The organism is Guyparkeria halopsychrophila (assembly GCF_044582135.1).
Classification (GTDB): domain Bacteria; phylum Pseudomonadota; class Gammaproteobacteria; order Halothiobacillales; family Halothiobacillaceae; genus Guyparkeria.
This window is the reverse complement of the sequence record NZ_JBDODP010000084.1, coordinates 1-242: the sequence shown is the minus strand read 5'-3', so window position 1 is coordinate 242 and position 242 is coordinate 1. Positions and strand designations below refer to the sequence as shown.

At 59.1% G+C, this 242-nt stretch carries 1 protein-coding gene; it reads right to left on the bottom strand.

Going from position 1 to position 242, the window contains the following annotated elements; genetic code table 11:
• Nucleotides 1-242 (bottom strand): NAD-dependent epimerase/dehydratase family protein (locus ABGV18_RS11595; protein ID WP_396586162.1); only part of this gene is annotated, 242 nt, incomplete at both ends.

Here is a 242-nt window from a genome sequence, read left to right as displayed (position 1 = left end):
CCGGAGCCATTGATCGTCGGCTCCTCGCCGTTGGCCAATTGATGGCAGAAAGTCAATACGGCGGAGTTGTAATACGGACGACCGCCTTCACCGAAAAGATGGGGTAACACGAGCTCGGTATACGGGCCTCCAAAAATTTCGGCCCATTCGGCAAAAACGTGATGAGCCGCCCGTTTGCCACGACCGTATGGGGCATCACGCTCCCGCTGGGTGCTGTTGGCATAGAGGAGGTGCGGCCGCGC